General features: G+C 53.2%; 8 protein-coding genes. 1 reads left to right on the forward strand and 7 read right to left on the reverse strand.

Annotated elements, in window-relative coordinates; translation table 11 throughout:
- Positions 1–128 precede the first annotated feature (128 nt).
- The 7 genes from GEI7407_RS10415 to GEI7407_RS10445 form a co-directional block, all read right to left on the reverse strand.
- Positions 129–3,998, reverse strand: coding sequence for a helicase (locus GEI7407_RS10415; protein WP_015172116.1), 3,870 nt, complete (start codon positions 3,996–3,998; stop codon positions 129–131).
- Entirely contained in the window at positions 3,988–7,176 is a 3,189-nt protein-coding gene (locus GEI7407_RS10420) for a hypothetical protein (protein WP_015172117.1), read from the reverse strand. The genes GEI7407_RS10415 and GEI7407_RS10420 overlap by 11 nt, the downstream gene beginning before the upstream one ends.
- A 237-nt stretch (positions 7,177–7,413) precedes the next feature.
- Entirely contained in the window at positions 7,414–8,280 is an 867-nt protein-coding gene (locus GEI7407_RS10425; protein WP_015172118.1) for a transporter substrate-binding domain-containing protein, read from the reverse strand.
- A 56-nt stretch (positions 8,281–8,336) separates the two neighbouring features.
- Positions 8,337–9,650, reverse strand: a complete 1,314-nt coding sequence (locus GEI7407_RS10430) for a sensor histidine kinase (protein ID WP_015172119.1) — start codon at positions 9,648–9,650, stop codon at positions 8,337–8,339.
- Positions 9,651–9,665: 15 nt separating this feature from the next.
- Positions 9,666–12,110: a hybrid sensor histidine kinase/response regulator gene (locus tag GEI7407_RS10435; protein ID WP_015172120.1), complete on the reverse strand. Its 2,445-nt coding sequence runs from the start codon at positions 12,108–12,110 to the stop codon at positions 9,666–9,668.
- A gap of 682 nt (positions 12,111–12,792) precedes the next feature.
- Positions 12,793–13,104 (reverse strand): hypothetical protein, encoded by a 312-nt coding sequence (locus GEI7407_RS10440; RefSeq protein ID WP_015172121.1) that lies wholly within the window; start codon positions 13,102–13,104, stop codon positions 12,793–12,795.
- A 75-nt stretch (positions 13,105–13,179) separates the two neighbouring features.
- Complete coding sequence (locus tag GEI7407_RS10445; protein WP_015172122.1) at positions 13,180–13,773, reverse strand: SMI1/KNR4 family protein; 594 nt, start codon at positions 13,771–13,773, stop codon at positions 13,180–13,182.
- Positions 13,774–14,056: 283 nt separating this feature from the next.
- Between GEI7407_RS10445 and GEI7407_RS10450 the strand changes: the two genes are divergently transcribed.
- Positions 14,057–15,628, forward strand: a complete 1,572-nt coding sequence (locus tag GEI7407_RS10450; RefSeq protein WP_015172123.1) for an efflux RND transporter periplasmic adaptor subunit — start codon at positions 14,057–14,059, stop codon at positions 15,626–15,628.
- Positions 15,629–15,642: the final 14 nt, after the last annotated feature.

The following is a 15,642-nucleotide window of genomic DNA, read 5'->3' on the forward strand; positions in this document are numbered from 1 at the left end:
TTGGGAAAAGCCTGCACCCCGTTTGAAATAAGAGTGATGGAGCTTAGATACCTGCGATCAAAAGTTAGGAGTTCAAATTGCCTATTCTCCACTCTCTTAAAGAGCTAACACTCTCCCATATAAAAGAGTTAATCATCTTCCAGCAAAAGAGTATTTAACAAGTTCATCTCACTGGACGCCATAAAATAGCGATTATCAAAAATGAGATCTAGCTGACTCATCGTTCGTTGTCCAACAACCGCTGCCCATGGAAAATCCTGGTACTTGGCAACAACCGGCATGACCGTTCCTTGGGAAGCCAGGGCACGTCCTAGAGCATCGCGCCAAGTATTTGGATCCTCAACTTCTTGTTGTCTGATTCCGTCCTCTAGACTCTTTTGCCAAAAGTGAGGATAGTCCAGAGGCAGGGCAATCACAAGATTATCTGTGCGAGTATCTTGCAAAGTAGAATATTCTCGCGTAGCGGCATCCTTTTCACGGATAAGCAATCGGTATAACTCTTGTGCTGGACGTCTAAGCTTAGATGGCAAAGCTTTATTCTTCTTTATTCTCTGAAAAATCTCAAGCAAACTACTACTGCCTTCTTTTACTCCTTTTCGCCAGGTTTCGAAACTAAACTTCTCTTCAGAATTACGACCCTTCCAGTCTTCCATCCAAAAGGGACCAATACACGTTACTTTTTCTGGAATGACCAATGTCTCCATTTCTGTTGGAGTAGATAGAGCCAACAAACGACTGGCAGGCCGAGTAAGCGCCTTTGCTAATCTTTCAGTAGTGCCATAGTCTACGTAGGAGATCGCACCTCTCTCAGGCGACATGCCTCGGAGATTAAAGTGGCCAAAGAGGCGCTCTGTCAGCTGAGCAGCTTTCGCAACCAAGGCTTTATCGTCTGGGTGCTGGGCGTCACAAATAAATACTTGAGCTTCTCGCAAAAAATCACGCAGGTCGCCAGACATCAAGCTGAGCAGTTCTTCATCACCGACAAAGCCAACTGGGACAAAGGCTATTCGCTGACGTCTGAGACCGGCATCTCCCTTGATGCGAGTGTGAATCGTAGACCGCAACATGAGCAGCAGCGTCAAAAGGTCGCTGGCTTGGCGTAACCAGCGGCGGTCCCTATCATCAGTCCCCTCATCGATAACAAAATCATTGATCAGCATGACCAGTTGCCTGGACTTATTATCTCCAGGAACTGGCTCGCCCGTCGTTGCATCGGTATACGAACCCCGACCCCGATAAATGAGTTGGGCAACCTCCATCAAAGCTGCTTCAATGTTGAAGCGAGGAATAGATGCGATAATCCAATCCGTTTTGGGGAAGGAAACACCTCTTGCTCCAGAAGAGGTCATTAGGAAGACACGCACCTGATCTCGCTGAGGTTCTTGAACCAACTTTAATCGCTCTGCTTCAGGAACACTCTGGTCGATCACTTTGACTTTTTCAGGAGCAAGTACAGGCCGATCTCCCAAAGTCAAGTTTTGGCAGAGCTGTCGCAAAAAAGCTTTATCTTGAGCAAAAAAGATGAGTTGTTCTGCTCCATTAGCCAAACCTCGCTCAATTTCTATCCGAGCATTGTTCAGCAGCTTTTCCGCTGATTGATCTCGTATCGCTTGTCGAATGGATTGGGGTAATCCATCGCTGGTTAAGCCAGGAGTGATAGGAGCCAGTCGAACACTGTAGTCAACTTTGAGCTGAGATGCTGGGTAGCTATTCGTCATAACATGCAGCACCGGATGTCTCCCTGGCCCTACTTTCATCCGAGTGCCAGTAACGCGAAAAGCTGAATTGCCCTGAGTAGGGCTGATGAGAACTTTGTCTGGAGCCCGTTCACCTGAATTCAAGTAGCTGTTCAATACCACCTCATTGCTGAGAGAGGCATCTGAAATAATAAGCACTACTCGAAACGGACAAGGCTCTCCTTCAAACGGCTCAAGAAATTGCTGATGGAGCCATTCGGCTAACCGATGACAAAATAGAGCCCCTGCGCCATCGCCAGCCACCTCATCGACCATGGCAATAATAGTGGGAATCTTTTGGGCGAAGATTTGCCGTTCTCGCTTACCCTCCTGGAGATTGGCCTTTTTAGTAAAGAGATTGCTGAGAGCATCAATCGTTGTCCGGTTTTGAACACCACGATAGCCCTGAATCGCCGCTGTCATCACAATTCGGTTAATGGCTGGATTATGTTCCAACAGCTTACGAGCGGAGGTTGCTAAAGTTCTCAAAACCCCTGGTCGAATTTGGGACTGAACGCTATCTTCCCGTTCATTGCGGGAGCGCTTGTATCGACGGGAGGTGACAATACTGGTATCAATGTTTTGTTCATCTTCGGGTGATACAAAGATAGTGTTGCAGGTGGGATAAACCAAGTTTGAGATACCATCAACCACCACCGCACTGTCAACCCGACGCGATTTCTGTCCAGACTGGGCTGATTGTTGGTCATACCATTCAGGAGCCGCATCAATTAGTTTGGCATTAGATGTCATGGTCAAAATGCCGGTGGGTCTGCCTTTGTCTCGCGCCAACTTGTTGGTAACATCTCGGTTAATCACAACTCGAGGGCTGACATAGAGAAAGCAGTAACCCTCCTGTTGAGCCAGAAATTGAGTGACTGCCGTCGTCTTACCAATACCGGGGTTACCTTCTAGGGCAAGCACATTGAGGCGACCGGGCTGAGCCGCTTTCAAGCCTGCCACCACAGCGGCGGCGTGAGCATCTCGCAAGGTCACCTGTTCTTGTGAATCCTGTCGCGAAATAAGAGCCTGACGTAGATTAGCTTCAGGGGCGTTGCCAAGTAATTCGATGAACTCATCGCTTAGCTGTACTCCTGAGATAACATCTTCTACCGAAAAAAGCTGCGTGGGATTCGAGAAGTCTCCAATCTGTTCCTGAAAATTGAAATGTAGCAGCTGGCCTGGATCTGGGCTTTTAAGAAGAGGTTTGACCTGGTTTTTCAACTCAGTCGGCAAGGATCCAAGCAGTTTCCGAAAGACCAGCTGGATCTCCTGCTTCAAAGCATCCGGGGCATCATCGGAGAGGCTCCGAGCCTTCCGATAGGCTTGACCCAAAGTAGTCATCAACCGGGCTCGCGGATCTGGTTCAGGCTTCTGGCCGTTGAAGTGAGCCGCTAGGCTTTCTAAACCGTTGGAGGTAACCGCGATCGCTCGAACATTACATCCCTGGGAAAATCGTCCCATTGCTGACAGTTGGCGTACTAGCTTCTCTGTGTAGGAGGCAGCTTGACAGAGTTTATAAAGTGGTTTGTCAGAGCCACTAAAAGCCACTAAGTGATCAGCCAGTTTATGGCTCAGGGTCAATGTTTCGCCTTCCACTTCGGCGCACACTCGTGCAAAGACTCCGCGGGAATCGAGATATCGGGCGTAGCGATTGACCTCAGCGCAGTGAGGGGCTTCAGTCTTGAAGTCAGCTAGTTTTGCCGGGGCGTTGTAGGAAAACTCTAGACACAGCAAAAAATCTTTGGACCGTTTACTGCGTCGCCGATCAGTGGCATCTGACTTAAGCCACAACAGAAAGTCAGCTTTGCCCGGACTGCCCTTTTGGGTAACTGCATCCGGGGGTCCGGAAAGCTGAAAGGCTTGGTGGAATGCGATCGCAGTTTTTTCCTGTTCCTCTTCAAACTTATCTTCCTTACCCGGTAAAGTCAGAGGGCACCAAAGGGCTTCAAGCTTAGGGTTTTTCGGGGCATCGTGCTTCAAGCACTCCCGCATCGTCGTCCAGCCCAATCCATAGCCAAATATCAATAGATGGCGGACTCCGGATTCCAGCCAGTCTCTGACATTGTCATCCGTAACCGATAGAGCTTTCAAAGCTCCTTTGGTGACATCAGAGACTCGGCCAGTATGCCAGGGCTCCAAGGCAGGATGGGCCGGAGACAGAAGTTTCTGATAAATCAGTTGGGCAATTACTCCCCGCTGTACAGCAATTTCAAAGATTCGCCCCCAAGTGGACGCTTGCACAAGGAAGTTATCTTCCATGCAAATTTCTCCTGTGCAGCACTTGAGCAATATGGGTCAGGACAGCTGGATAGATGAGATGGACTCGCCCCCGCCGCCGGGAATGAAAAATTTCGATTTCTCCCGCAGCTTCTTTTGTTGTAGGGGAAATCCAGCTGAATGGATCTAGAACAGGAATCAGCTGTCCGTTCTTGACACCCCGTTCAGCTTCAATGAAGTGTAGCCCTCTAAGCACTGTCAGCAAACATGAGTGTTCTGGAGATTGCCCTTGGGGGTTGAGCAAATGTTGGCGAGCCCGTTCAGTCCAGTTAATGTTAGTTACTCTCTGATCTGAAACCAAGAAGTACATACAAAAGCCCGATTGGGGCTGTTTATCTTCTTCTACAACATGGAGGGTGGCAAAGGTGTAAACCGGAATAATGTCCCGCACCTGCTCCATACCTGTATTACGCAGAAACGTACTGTGGTCACCAGCACTGGCAATTTCAAACGCAGTTTCTCCTGTTTTCCGTTTGCGAAATCGCGTTGCCGGAAATACATCCCGCAAGAGAGGATAAATCGTCAGATCTGGGAATGTTTGAAAGACTTCTTCTAGAAAATTGGCGGGGGCGAGTGCCGAGTTGTGATCAGCAGTGCGGTTGAAATGGCGGCTGCCATAGGAGTGAGACAACAAAATAATGTGCTGACATCCCTGGCGCTTTAGGTAACCAATTTCTTCTCGAACAATTCTTTGTTTTTGTAGATCATCTGGGGAGGTCACAATATCGGACTGAGTCCGCTCAGCTCTTAGCTCATATCCTGAGAGCGGTTGACTAACGGCTGAGGCAATATAGCTTTGGGTAAGAAATAGGGTATTGCGATCGTCCGGATCTAGCCCTGGTATCTCATCAGCAGGACGAGTAGCATAGGATATCAGTCCAATTCGCTTAATATCAGGGGAACGATCGGTTTGAATCACCAGAGGGAAGGCACTCACCAGCGCATCAAAGGTGCCTGACTTTACCCACGGGGTGGAGCGGTTGCTAGGAGCTAAATTGTCTAAGGCAATACCTTGCATATGTACAGAGGTATCCTGTGCCAGGATCGCTTCAATGGATTGGGAAGCAGCATAGACACAATCATCTCCCGCACTTTTGCTATTTTTGCCAGTTTCCTGGAGACGAAGTATCAAGGTAGTGAAGTCAACAGCCGCTTTATCATCCAGGCTTTTCAGCCGTTTGATAATGGCCCATAGGCAGCAATAAGCCAGAATCGTAAAGGCTGTTATGGCAGCAGCGTGCAACTGCCTGGTGCTATCGTCACCTTTTTCCTGTCGTCGAGTTAGAGTGCGGGTTTCATACTCTAGCTGAATGGCCGATGGTAAGGCCCACGATCTCATTTGAATTGCAGACTCAGAGGGCTTGTATAACTGATCTTTTTCGGATTGATGGGGAACCCAAATGACTTGTAGCAGCTTGCCCTGGTATAGTCTTTGTGCTTGAAGCGATCGCCCCCCCGTCTCCTTCAGCACCAGGTCATACTCTGTCAAATAGGTAGTGACCTTCACAGAAAACAAGAGTTTAGGAACATCGGGTGAATCAGCAATTTCAATGTGCTGAAACCACTCCACCTGTTCTCGGGACTTGTTTTGAGACCCGACCAGCAGGTCTTTGACACCGGGAGCTGCATGCTCTAGGCGTGACCAGGCCACGATATCTCGCTTTACGCAAATGAACTGCTGAGCAGTGCGCCGTTGGGCCTGAGCGAAAATCTGGGTGCCTTTGCGTTTGAGTAGGTTAACCAGAGCATCAGCGATACTCTGCATAACGTGGGATCGCTCTCGCAATGACTGGATTAACTGTTGAATCCCGGGCTTTCCTTGATGGCGCAACGCTTCAGTACGGGCCTGAATAGTTGTAGAGAGTTGTTCAGGAGAAATAGACTCCGCAGAACCAGAGAGAGACGGCACAACTACATCCAAGACGATCAGTTCGGCCAAACGTCGATAAAGTCCTGATGGGGGCGGTCCAGAATCGTCGTCTTGTAGAAGTATTTCTTCAATCACATCCAGCCGGGCTTCATAAGCGGGCTTGCTGTGCTCAGGATTCTTACCATTGATGCGAAAGCGATAGCTGACTTCCCGCTTCACTCCATAGCTATTCTGGTCCCGCACCTTTTCTTCAAAAATTTGGGTTTGCCAATCTGGCCAAACTGACAGACAGGAGAAGAAAGTGGCTTTGTTTAGATAATCTAACAAGTCAAATTCCGCATTCTGGCCGTAGTGAGCAGTTAGATCAACATACAGGTTTCCAGTTTTGGCGGCCTTTAGCAGGGCCAATACCCGGTCTACATATTCTACCAACCGCTGATTTTCAGCTTGGGTACTGCTGCGGGCATTTTCTGCGATCGCCTCCATGATGCGGAAGGTCACACTGAGCCTGACCCGAGATAGCGCTTCATCATCGAGAAAGCGGAGGAAGCGATTGATTTGGCTATCGGCTCGGTGATGCTCCTCTTCAAGACTCTTGATGGCATCATCTATATCATCTTCATCACAATCTCGATTTTCTAGGTGAGTCCCAACAGCATCGATCATGTGCTGGAAGTAGTCGTTTACTTCCACCTGTTCAACAGCGGCCAACACCTTGGCAACAGCTGTTTTTGGCTCTGATTTGCTGGGAGCGCTAGAGTCAAAGGCGAGAGGCTGAAGATTCGCTTGAAAAGCCTGGTCCTTGAACGTTGCACCGGCAGCTTTAGCCAACTTTGTCAGATGCTGAGCCGGATCGTTGAGCAGCAGAGTAGATAAGGATTCCGGAGTTGGCAGAGCCTGGTCTAATGCTTGGTTGATTGCCTCCATGAGTTTGTCAACATCGGTGGGCAAATGGGAAGGGTTTCCTTCTGTCAGTTGCCCGCCTAGCTTAGCTCTGAGGCCAAAGGGGGGAGACTCGAAGTCTCGAATAAAACTACTAGAAGCGTCAGTCTTGAAAGCTTGAAAGCCTGGGGAAGAGAAGAGCCGAATCAGCACTGCTGAGGTACAAATCCTTAAGCGGCTTCTTTCAGAGTCAAACCAGAAAAGGGAGCGCTCTTTGATGGTTCTAGAATCAGAAGGCGTCTGGCTATTTTCGACAGCCTCTGCCAACAGACCAACGAGCTTTGCTAAATCTACAGACGGCTTGAGGGAAGGTGCCTGAATGCTGGCACCCCGTTCTTGGGACGTCATATTGTGTGGTCCTCCTTTTTCAGCCTTGCGGCTGCTTCACCTCTTTTAGCTGACCAAGCTAAAGAAGTGGGTTTCATTTCCTACTTACGCTTATTATCGCTCGAAAGTCAAGTCTTTTTTCTCAGGGCTGATTCAGTACGTTCAGTCTCAAAACTTTACTTTTTCCTGAGCCGCTCTCACTGTCCAAGCAGCGATTTAAGAATTTATCTGCATATTTCGGGTGGCAACCATTAAACCCTACTTTAGGAGATCGCGATCGCCCGGTAGCAGGGGCTGGGTCGGCAGATCTTCGAAAACGATGCGCAGCCACTTTTCCTGAAGCTGGGCCATCTGGCCTGTGCGGCGGACCGTTACCAAGAACTCATTGAGGAAGGCCAGCAGATCTGCATTTCCCTTGCGAACGGCCCAGGCGGCGTAGGAGCGGCGCCCCACGCGATCGCCCATCTCAAAGAGATCGAGCTTTTCGTCTACCAAGACGGACAAAGAGACAACATTATGGAGAACCGCGTCGATCTGGCTATGAATTAGATCTAGATAGGCCGCGTCAAAATCTCGATATTGCCGAATCTCTACCAAAGCCCGATTTTGGCTTTGTAGATACTTCTGGAGCTCCGGCACCGTCGCGAGAGATAGACCTCCCTGCTGCACCCCAATGCGCTTGCCAGCTAGATCCTGAAGATTGCGAATCGACGCATCGGCTTTGCGCTTGACGTAGGCGATCGAGGACTCGGCGATCGGCATCGTGAAATCTAGGGTAGTTGCCCGCTCATCGGTAATACCAACGGCGCTGAGAGCCAGATCAAAGCGTCCTGACTCAACCCCCGGCAAGATCTCCTGCCAAGGCAAGATCTCCTGACGAATCTCAAAGGGTGCGACCTTGCGCAGCAGCTCTAGGAGATCATAGTCATACCCCGTCGGGCGATCGTTGACCAAGAACTCAAAGGGAGGATAGTGATTTTCGGTGGCCACCACCATGTAGCCTCGCGCTTTAATCGCCTTGAGAGAGCTGCGGTAGACCGAGGTAGCGGGCGATCGCCTACAGCTGTGAGTCAGCAGTGCCAGTGCCGTCGTGCCCCCCGCCTGCAAGAAGAAACGTCGATTCATAGCCATCTCTCAAGGGTAATACTCCCAGGGCAAATCTCTCTCAGCATGACTAAGCGTCAGCACACGCCCGCCGGGACGCCAGCGCGAATGGGAAGCGAGATCTCAAAGGTTGCTCCCTCTCCTGGCTGGGAGTAGACATTGAGCATACCGCCGTGCTTTTCCAGCACAATTTGGCGAACGATCGAGAGACCAATACCGGTCCCCTGACCGATGGGCTTAGTCGTAAAAAGATGATCAAAAATTCGTTCTCTGACCTCACTGGACATGCCAGCACCGTTATCTTGAATGCGAATTAGAACCTGGCGATCTTGCTCCAGGGCTTGGGTAGTGATGGTGATCTGGCCTGGGTTCGCCGCGATCGCCTGATAGCTGCGATCGCGATTGGCCTCCTCAATAGAGTCAATGGCATTCGCGAGGAGATTCATAAATACCTGGTTCAAAGAGCCAGGAAAGCACTCCACCAGCGGCAAATCACCGTATCGTTTTTCCACCAAAATCGCGGGATGATTGGGTTTTGCCTTGAGGCGGTGGCCCAAAATTAAAATCGTGCTGTCAATACTTTCGTGAAGATCACAAATAACGCTCTGGTCATTATCTGCGCGGGAGAAACTGCGTAGACCATTACTCAGATTACAGATGCGGTTCACGCTCTCGCGCATTGAGTTTAAAAGCTTAGGAAGATCGGTGCGGACATAGTCTAGATCGATCGCGTCGCGCTCATCGTCGATCTCTGGGTCCGGCTGAGGATAGTGTTTTTCGTAGAGAGAGATCAGGTGAAAGAGATCGCCAACATAGTCCTGGGCGGGCTGAATATTGCCCACTAGACAGCCGATGGGGTTGTTGAGCTCGTGGGCAATCCCCGCGACTAGCTCTCCCAATACCGACATTTTTTCTCGCTGAACGAGCTGGAGTTGGGAGTGTTTGAGCTGCTCAAGGGCGCTCATGAGAGCAGCCGTGCGCTCGGCGACGCGCGCCTCTAGGGCTTTGCTCTGGTTGCGCAGCCGCAAATGGGTGTGGACCCGCGCCAAGACTTCCTGCTCCTGAAAGGGCTTGGTGATATAGTCCACTGCTCCTAGATCAAAGCCTTTGACGCGATCGCTCACCTCTGAGAGCGCCGTCATAAAGACAATGGGAACTTCGGCAGTCGAGGGAGATGCTTTCAGGCGGCGACAGGTCTCAAAGCCGTCGATTCCCGGCATCATGACATCCAGCAAGATCAAGCTTGGCTGGATATTGGGCATCAGCTTGAGTGCTCCCTCGCCCGTCGTTGCGATCGCCACTTCAAATCCAGCATCCTCAAGTACCTCAGACATGACGTCTAGGTTGGCTGGGGTATCATCCACCACCAGAATCAATTCGGCGTCTCTCATCGGTTATCGTCCTTTTCAGCGGGTATATTGTCGGATAAAGCGTTCGATCTGCTCGACTTGGAAGCCTTTGGCGAGGCGCTGGATCTCTTCGGTGAAAGCGAGATATTGAGAATCTCGAGCCGCGATTTGCTGAGCCGCCTCCCGCAGACGCTTGAGGCGTCCCTGCTGCAACAGCTCTAAGAGAGGGGAGAGATCTTCGGGCGGGGGCGCAATGATGCAAGCAGGGGTAGCAGGAACCTCCGAGGCGATCGCCCTTTCGGCTTCCGCTTCCAGCCGCCACTCCAATTGCAGCTGTTTGGCAAGTAGCCGAAACAATTCCTCAGCCTGGACCGGCTTGGGCAAAAACGCGTCTCCCCCCGCCTCCAAACTCTGTTGCTGATCGGCCTCTGACACCGAAGCTGAAGAAACGATAATACGCACTGACGCCCATTCAGGCTCAGCGCGAATTTGCGTCATCAAAGCATAACCATCGAGAACGGGCATTAGCAAATCCGTAATTATCAGGTCGACAGCCTGATTTTGAAGGATTTTGAGGGCTATTTGACCATTTTCAGCCTCTAGGATCTCGAAGCCCAGCGGCGTGAGGAGGTGGGCCAGCACCGAGCGATTTTCCCACTTGTCATCCACGATCAGCAGCGTGCGCCGGGATCCCTGATAGCCAACCACCTGGTGACCCGATAGCGTCGCCACGGCATAGTGCCAGTTTTCCACCGCAGCGGCGCTGATTTCGAAGAAAAAGGTACTGCCTACGCCCACCTGACTCTCGACCTGAAGGCGGCTCTGCATCAGGGCCAAAATGCGATCGGTGATGGCCAGTCCTAGCCCCGTGCCTTCTCGCTGATGGCGGCGATCGCCCCCCTGCTCAAAGGGCTGAAAAATCGTCTGGAGGGACTCCGCCGGAATGCCAATCCCCGTGTCGGCCACCTGGAAATGCAGGCGGTAGGATGTCGAGCTGCGATCGCTCACCTTCACCGACAGCGAAACGCTGCCTTCATCCGTAAACTTGACGGCATTGCCCAGCAGATTGACCAAGACCTGGCGCAGCCGCTTTTCATCGAGTTCTAGGCTCTCGGGCATCTCCTGATCGACGTCATATATAAAGCGCAGCCCCTTTTGATCAGCCCGAATGCGGATCATCTCCACAATGCTCTGCAAAAAAGAGAGCATATGCACCGGATGGGGAGATAGCTCGAGCTTGCGCGCCTCAATCTTGGAGAGATCGAGCACATCATTAATGAGCGTTAGCAGGTGAGAACCGCACTGATAAATCACCTGAATCCCCTTGCGCTCCTTCTCGCCCCAGCTCTGGGATCGGCTGAGGATCTGGGCATATCCCAGCACGCCATTGAGGGGGGTCCGCAGCTCGTGACTGATATTGGCCAGAAATTCGCTCTTTGCCTGGTTAGCGGCGTCGGCGGCTTCTTTCGCCTGATCGGCCGCTTCCTTGGATTTGCGGAGCTGAAGCTGCTCTGTAGTGTGAAACTGCCACAGCATCGCCAGCATCGCCAGAGACAGACCCACCACCATGGCGGCAATCCCATCGAGGAGGCGCAGCTTATTCTCGATATTTTCCCGGGGAATCACCATGGCCATGGACCAGTTGGTTTGGGGAACCGGGAGATAGGCGACGTATTGCTTTTTGCCGTCGAGGTCCAGGAGATCGATGCCCCGCTGATGGTGTTCGATATGCTGGGCGATCGCCACTAGCTCTGGATTTTCTGAGTCGAGCCAGCTTTTGTCCTCATCTGTGATCGTCGCGAGGAGATCGCGATTGGGATGGGCGATCGCGCGGCCCGTGGCGTCGAGGGCAAAGGCATAGCTGTTTGGGCCGTAGCTCAAGCCATCCACCACCGCCTGTAGATAGTTGAGGCGCACGGTGCCGCTGAGGACAGCAGCGGGGTCGCTCTCGACATCCCAGCGCGCCTGGAGCGGCACCGACACAAAGATAATTGGGCTGCTGTGCCCCGGAAAGGCGACGGGGTTACTAATATTTCGCTGACCGGCGATCGCCTGCTGAAAAAAACCGTAGGTCCGCAGGCTGAGGCTGTCACGATGGGTGCTAAAGCTGGGGCCTTGACGGGGCGTAATGGTGAGAGACGAAAGGCCTTTGAGCCGGACGGTTTCGCTGCGAAGATAGTCGGCCTGCACTTCGGCATCTAGAGGCCGCGTGGTTAAAATTTGGGCGAGCGACTCCATGTCTTCGAGCAGCACCACTAGCCAGCGCTCAACGGTTTGACTGCCCTGCTCCACCTCCAAAAAGGCGTTTTGCTTGAGGCTGTCGAGCATCAGATTACGCACAACCTGATAGCTACCGTAGGCTGCAAGGCCAATGACGACGCTAAAGAGGCCAAGGGTCAATCGGGTGATTTGACGCCGGTAAAAAGGCGATCGCGCCCCAGCCCAGCTAGACAGAGAGGGAGTGCTGGGGCTCTGCTGGCGAGAAATATCCGGGACAACCATGGGGAACACAAACGAAGAGTCTTGGAAAATTTCAGCAGAGACGCATTGAGAACGAAACCAAAGGCGGCGATCGCCGGTTATGGCTCATGAGTGGGCGATCGCTCCTGAGTCGCTCCGAAAATTTCAGTGTTTAAGCCCCGTCAACTCATATATCACTTACCTAGCGTACGTTGCTAAAGTTTTTGATTAACCTATCACGACAGTTGCATGACCATTGCTGGGAGTCTACCGCTTTTGGTCAGCGATTAGCCCATAGTCGAAACTCTCTAAGAAGAAAACAAGCGAGTTTTTACCGATTTAAGCTTGAGCACAAAATTCAAAATGACCGATTGGAGAGGCTTTTCGTCGAGATTTTGGGCAACTAGGAGAAGGCTAGACCCTAAGCAGCTTCGGGGAAAATCGCGATCGCCGCTAATGAGGTTAGCGTTGATCGCCAATCAGAATTTATTAATATTCCAGTTAATGAACTTATTATGAAGCGATTAATAATTTTGCGATCTTCTGGTTGATCTGAGACTCATCTCAAGCCTATAACCAGCTAGCTGATAGTCTTTTTAAAGACGAATTCATAAAATTTTCAATCCAATTTTCTAGAGCGAAAAATTAGAACTTTGGGTAGCAAGGCTTGAGCCAATCTGTCTCCTTAAGTTTCTCGATCGACTTTTTAGGGTCAGCGGAGGGGCTAGCGACGGAACAATTGACAGATCAAGTTGCCGCCGTTTGGTATTTCAGGTGTCTCAAAGGAAATCTGCTTGCCGTCAGCCCGCGTCCAGAGGCGATCGCGGCAGTTGTAGATCTCGATGGGGCGTTCTTTTCCATCGACCCTTACCTTTGCTCGATATTCCCAAAAATACTTGGCGCTGCGCTTGAGGCTCAGGACACAAATTTGATGGCCCTCAAGGGTGCGGCACAGAATTGGGGCGGCCTGGAGCGGCAGGGCGATCGCCAGCCATCCCCAAAGAACCCCCAGGAGAATCACCACGCCTTTGATCATCGTGCCGCCTCTATCTTGTTTGGCATGTCTCAAAGTTATTTAAAACTGCAAAGCCCCAAGCGATAGAAATAGATTTCACCAGCCCTCGGCATAGAGTCTAGGCGCGGTGTCCGGGTTGTATCGACGACGAATTTCACTGAATTTTTGGGGGTCTGTGAGATGGAGATATCCTTCGGCATCGAGGGCGTAGAGACCCGCCTGGTAGCTAGCGGCGATCGCCTGCATCATCGCCGTCAGGCTGGAAAACGCTCGCGTTAGCGCCCCGTCATCGCAGCCCACGTGAAAGACCGGCGCTGCTGGCACCGCAGTCTCTGTCACCGGCACCACAAAGTATTCTCCATCAAAGTCAAACAGCGGGAACACGTGGGCGGGCTGCTGTTCCTGGGTGCGGGCCTGGACCCAAACGTCATCGTTGAGCAAGGCCGCATCGGTGAGGGCAAGATCAAGATCTAAAAAATGGTGATAGACAAAGAGGCCCGCTTCTTCACCGGAGCCGTTGCGCCAGAGATATAGGTCATAGACTTCTTGGGGCAGCGCAAAGGGAAAAGATCGCAAGTGTGATTGAATTTCTGTCAGGGAGAGACCTGGCGCCAAGCTGCTGGCCTGTTGGGGAGCATGCTCGAGGAGCCAAGCGCGGATTTCTTCTAGGGCTGTGGTGAGGGAAGACATGGCGCGATCGCCCGGAGGGACTCTCAGATTATCTCCTGTTGGCAGGAGTTCGACCCAGGGCAAACCAAGAGAGATTTGCGCCAAGCAACCCAATCAATCCTTCATAGATTTTTCAAGGACCAACAGAATTAAGATTCAGAAAACTGAGAGGGCGATCGCTCAGAAATTTCATCCTGGTTTCATCGCGCAGTGCCATGCTGGCGACAAGGCCAACGGCGCTTGAGCAGTTGCTTTCGCTTCCCGTTGCGCCGAAAAACGTTGGTTATGGCTTGGTGTGACGCTCATGTCTGTGCATCGACGGCCCCTGATAGTTTCTAGCTGGGTCTTAGCAAGCTTGCTCGCGATCGGCGCTCCCCAAAGGGCGATCGCCCACGCGGGACACGGGAATGAATTTCAAAGCGCTCCAGCGGCTAGCTCCTCGGCGATCGCGGTGGATGAGACCACCGCTGAGCGCCTCGGCATCCAGATCGAAAGCGTAACTCGCCGTCCGATGCCGGTGGGGCTCCAGGCCACCGGCCAGGTGGAGACGCTGCCCAACGAAACCGTCAACGTGACCAACCCCGTCCAGGGCAGCGTGGTGCGACTGCTGGTGCAGCCCGGAGACACCGTGGTGGCGGGTCAGGGGCTGCTGGTGATGTCCAGCCCCGAACTGGCCGAGCTGCGAGTCAACTCTCTAGAAAAGCGGGCCGAGGCCGAGGCCGACGTGCGTCAAGCTGAAGCAGAAATGCGGCTGGCCGAGAATAATCTCGATCGCCAGCGCCAGGTGGCCACCGCCGAGCTGCGGGAGGCCCAGAGCGCCCTCCGGACCGCCCAGGACCGCTACGAGCGCGATCGCGAACTGCTCGACAGCGGCGCGATCGCCCGGCGTCAGTATCTCGAGTCCGAGTCCGCCTACACCCAAGCCCAGGCCGCCCTTACCAAAGCCAGCAGCCGCCTGGAAGTCCTCGAAGCCGAGACCCAAGTGCAGCGGGCCCGCTCAGATATGCAGGTGGCGCGCGATCGCAGGGTGCTCAGCGACGCCGCCTATCAGCTGCGCCTCGAGCAGCTCGGGGCCAGCGCCAACGCCGACGGCACCCTCACCCTCACTGCCCCGATCAGCGGCACCGTTGCCGACCAGGCGGTGTCCCTGGGCTCCTCCGTCGAGGATGCGGGGACCGTCCTATTGACCCTGGTCAACGGCAGCGCCGTCAGCGTCACCGCCAACGTCTACGAGCAAGATCTCGCTCAGCTCTCGGTGGGTCAGGCCGTGCGGGTCCGCCCTGCCAGCGGCAGCAGCCAGGTTCTGAACGGGCGCATTGACCTGATCGGCGCCGTTGTGGCCGACACGCGCACGGTGCCAGTGCGGGTCGCCCTGAGCGATGACGCGGGCCTGCTCAAGCCAGGCCAGTTTGTGACGCTGGAAATCCTCACGGACCCAACGCCTCGGGCCGTGATCGCCCTGCCGAGAGCGGCGATCGTGGACGCCAATGGCCAGCCGACGGTGTATGTCCAGAATGGCCAGAGCTTCGAGCCGGTGAGCGTCACCCTGGGGCGCGAATCGGGAGAGCAAGTGGAGATTACGGAGGGCCTGTTCGAGGGCGATCGCGTGGTGACCCAAGGCGCACCGCTGCTCTATGCCCAGTCTTTGCGGGGCGGCACCGCCCTCGAGGAAGCCCACGATCACCCGCCAGAAACCCCAGCCCCTCGCTGGATCGCGCGATCGCAGCCCTTTGGGCTGGGGGCGATCGCCCTCGGCGGCCTTGCCCTGGCCTTCTGGGTGGGTCGGCGCAGCGCCATTCAGCGGGCGATCGCCGTTCAGCACGCCCTCGACGCCGCCGAGCCCCGCCCCCAAGACCTGTCCTCCCGCATTCCCTAAGGCCACCGCCCAAC

It is taken from the genome of Geitlerinema sp. PCC 7407, from assembly GCF_000317045.1.
Taxonomy (GTDB): Bacteria; Cyanobacteriota; Cyanobacteriia; order PCC-7407; family PCC-7407; genus PCC-7407.

Excerpts from the sequence above, each read along its gene's own strand:
- GEI7407_RS10420 (WP_015172117.1), bottom strand. The coding sequence starts at position 7,176 with ATGACGTCCCAAGAACGGGGTGCCAGCATTCAGGCACCTTCCCTCAAG.
- GEI7407_RS10425 (WP_015172118.1), bottom strand. The coding sequence starts at position 8,280 with ATGAATCGACGTTTCTTCTTGCAGGCGGGGGGCACGACGGCACTGGCA.
- GEI7407_RS10440 (WP_015172121.1), bottom strand. The coding sequence starts at position 13,104 with ATGATCAAAGGCGTGGTGATTCTCCTGGGGGTTCTTTGGGGATGGCTG.
- GEI7407_RS10445 (WP_015172122.1), bottom strand. The coding sequence starts at position 13,773 with ATGTCTTCCCTCACCACAGCCCTAGAAGAAATCCGCGCTTGGCTCCTC.
- GEI7407_RS10415 (WP_015172116.1), bottom strand. The coding sequence starts at position 3,998 with ATGGAAGATAACTTCCTTGTGCAAGCGTCCACTTGGGGGCGAATCTTT.
- GEI7407_RS10430 (WP_015172119.1), bottom strand. The coding sequence starts at position 9,650 with ATGAGAGACGCCGAATTGATTCTGGTGGTGGATGATACCCCAGCCAAC.
- GEI7407_RS10435 (WP_015172120.1), bottom strand. The coding sequence starts at position 12,110 with ATGGTTGTCCCGGATATTTCTCGCCAGCAGAGCCCCAGCACTCCCTCT.
- GEI7407_RS10450 (WP_015172123.1), top strand. The coding sequence starts at position 14,057 with ATGTCTGTGCATCGACGGCCCCTGATAGTTTCTAGCTGGGTCTTAGCA.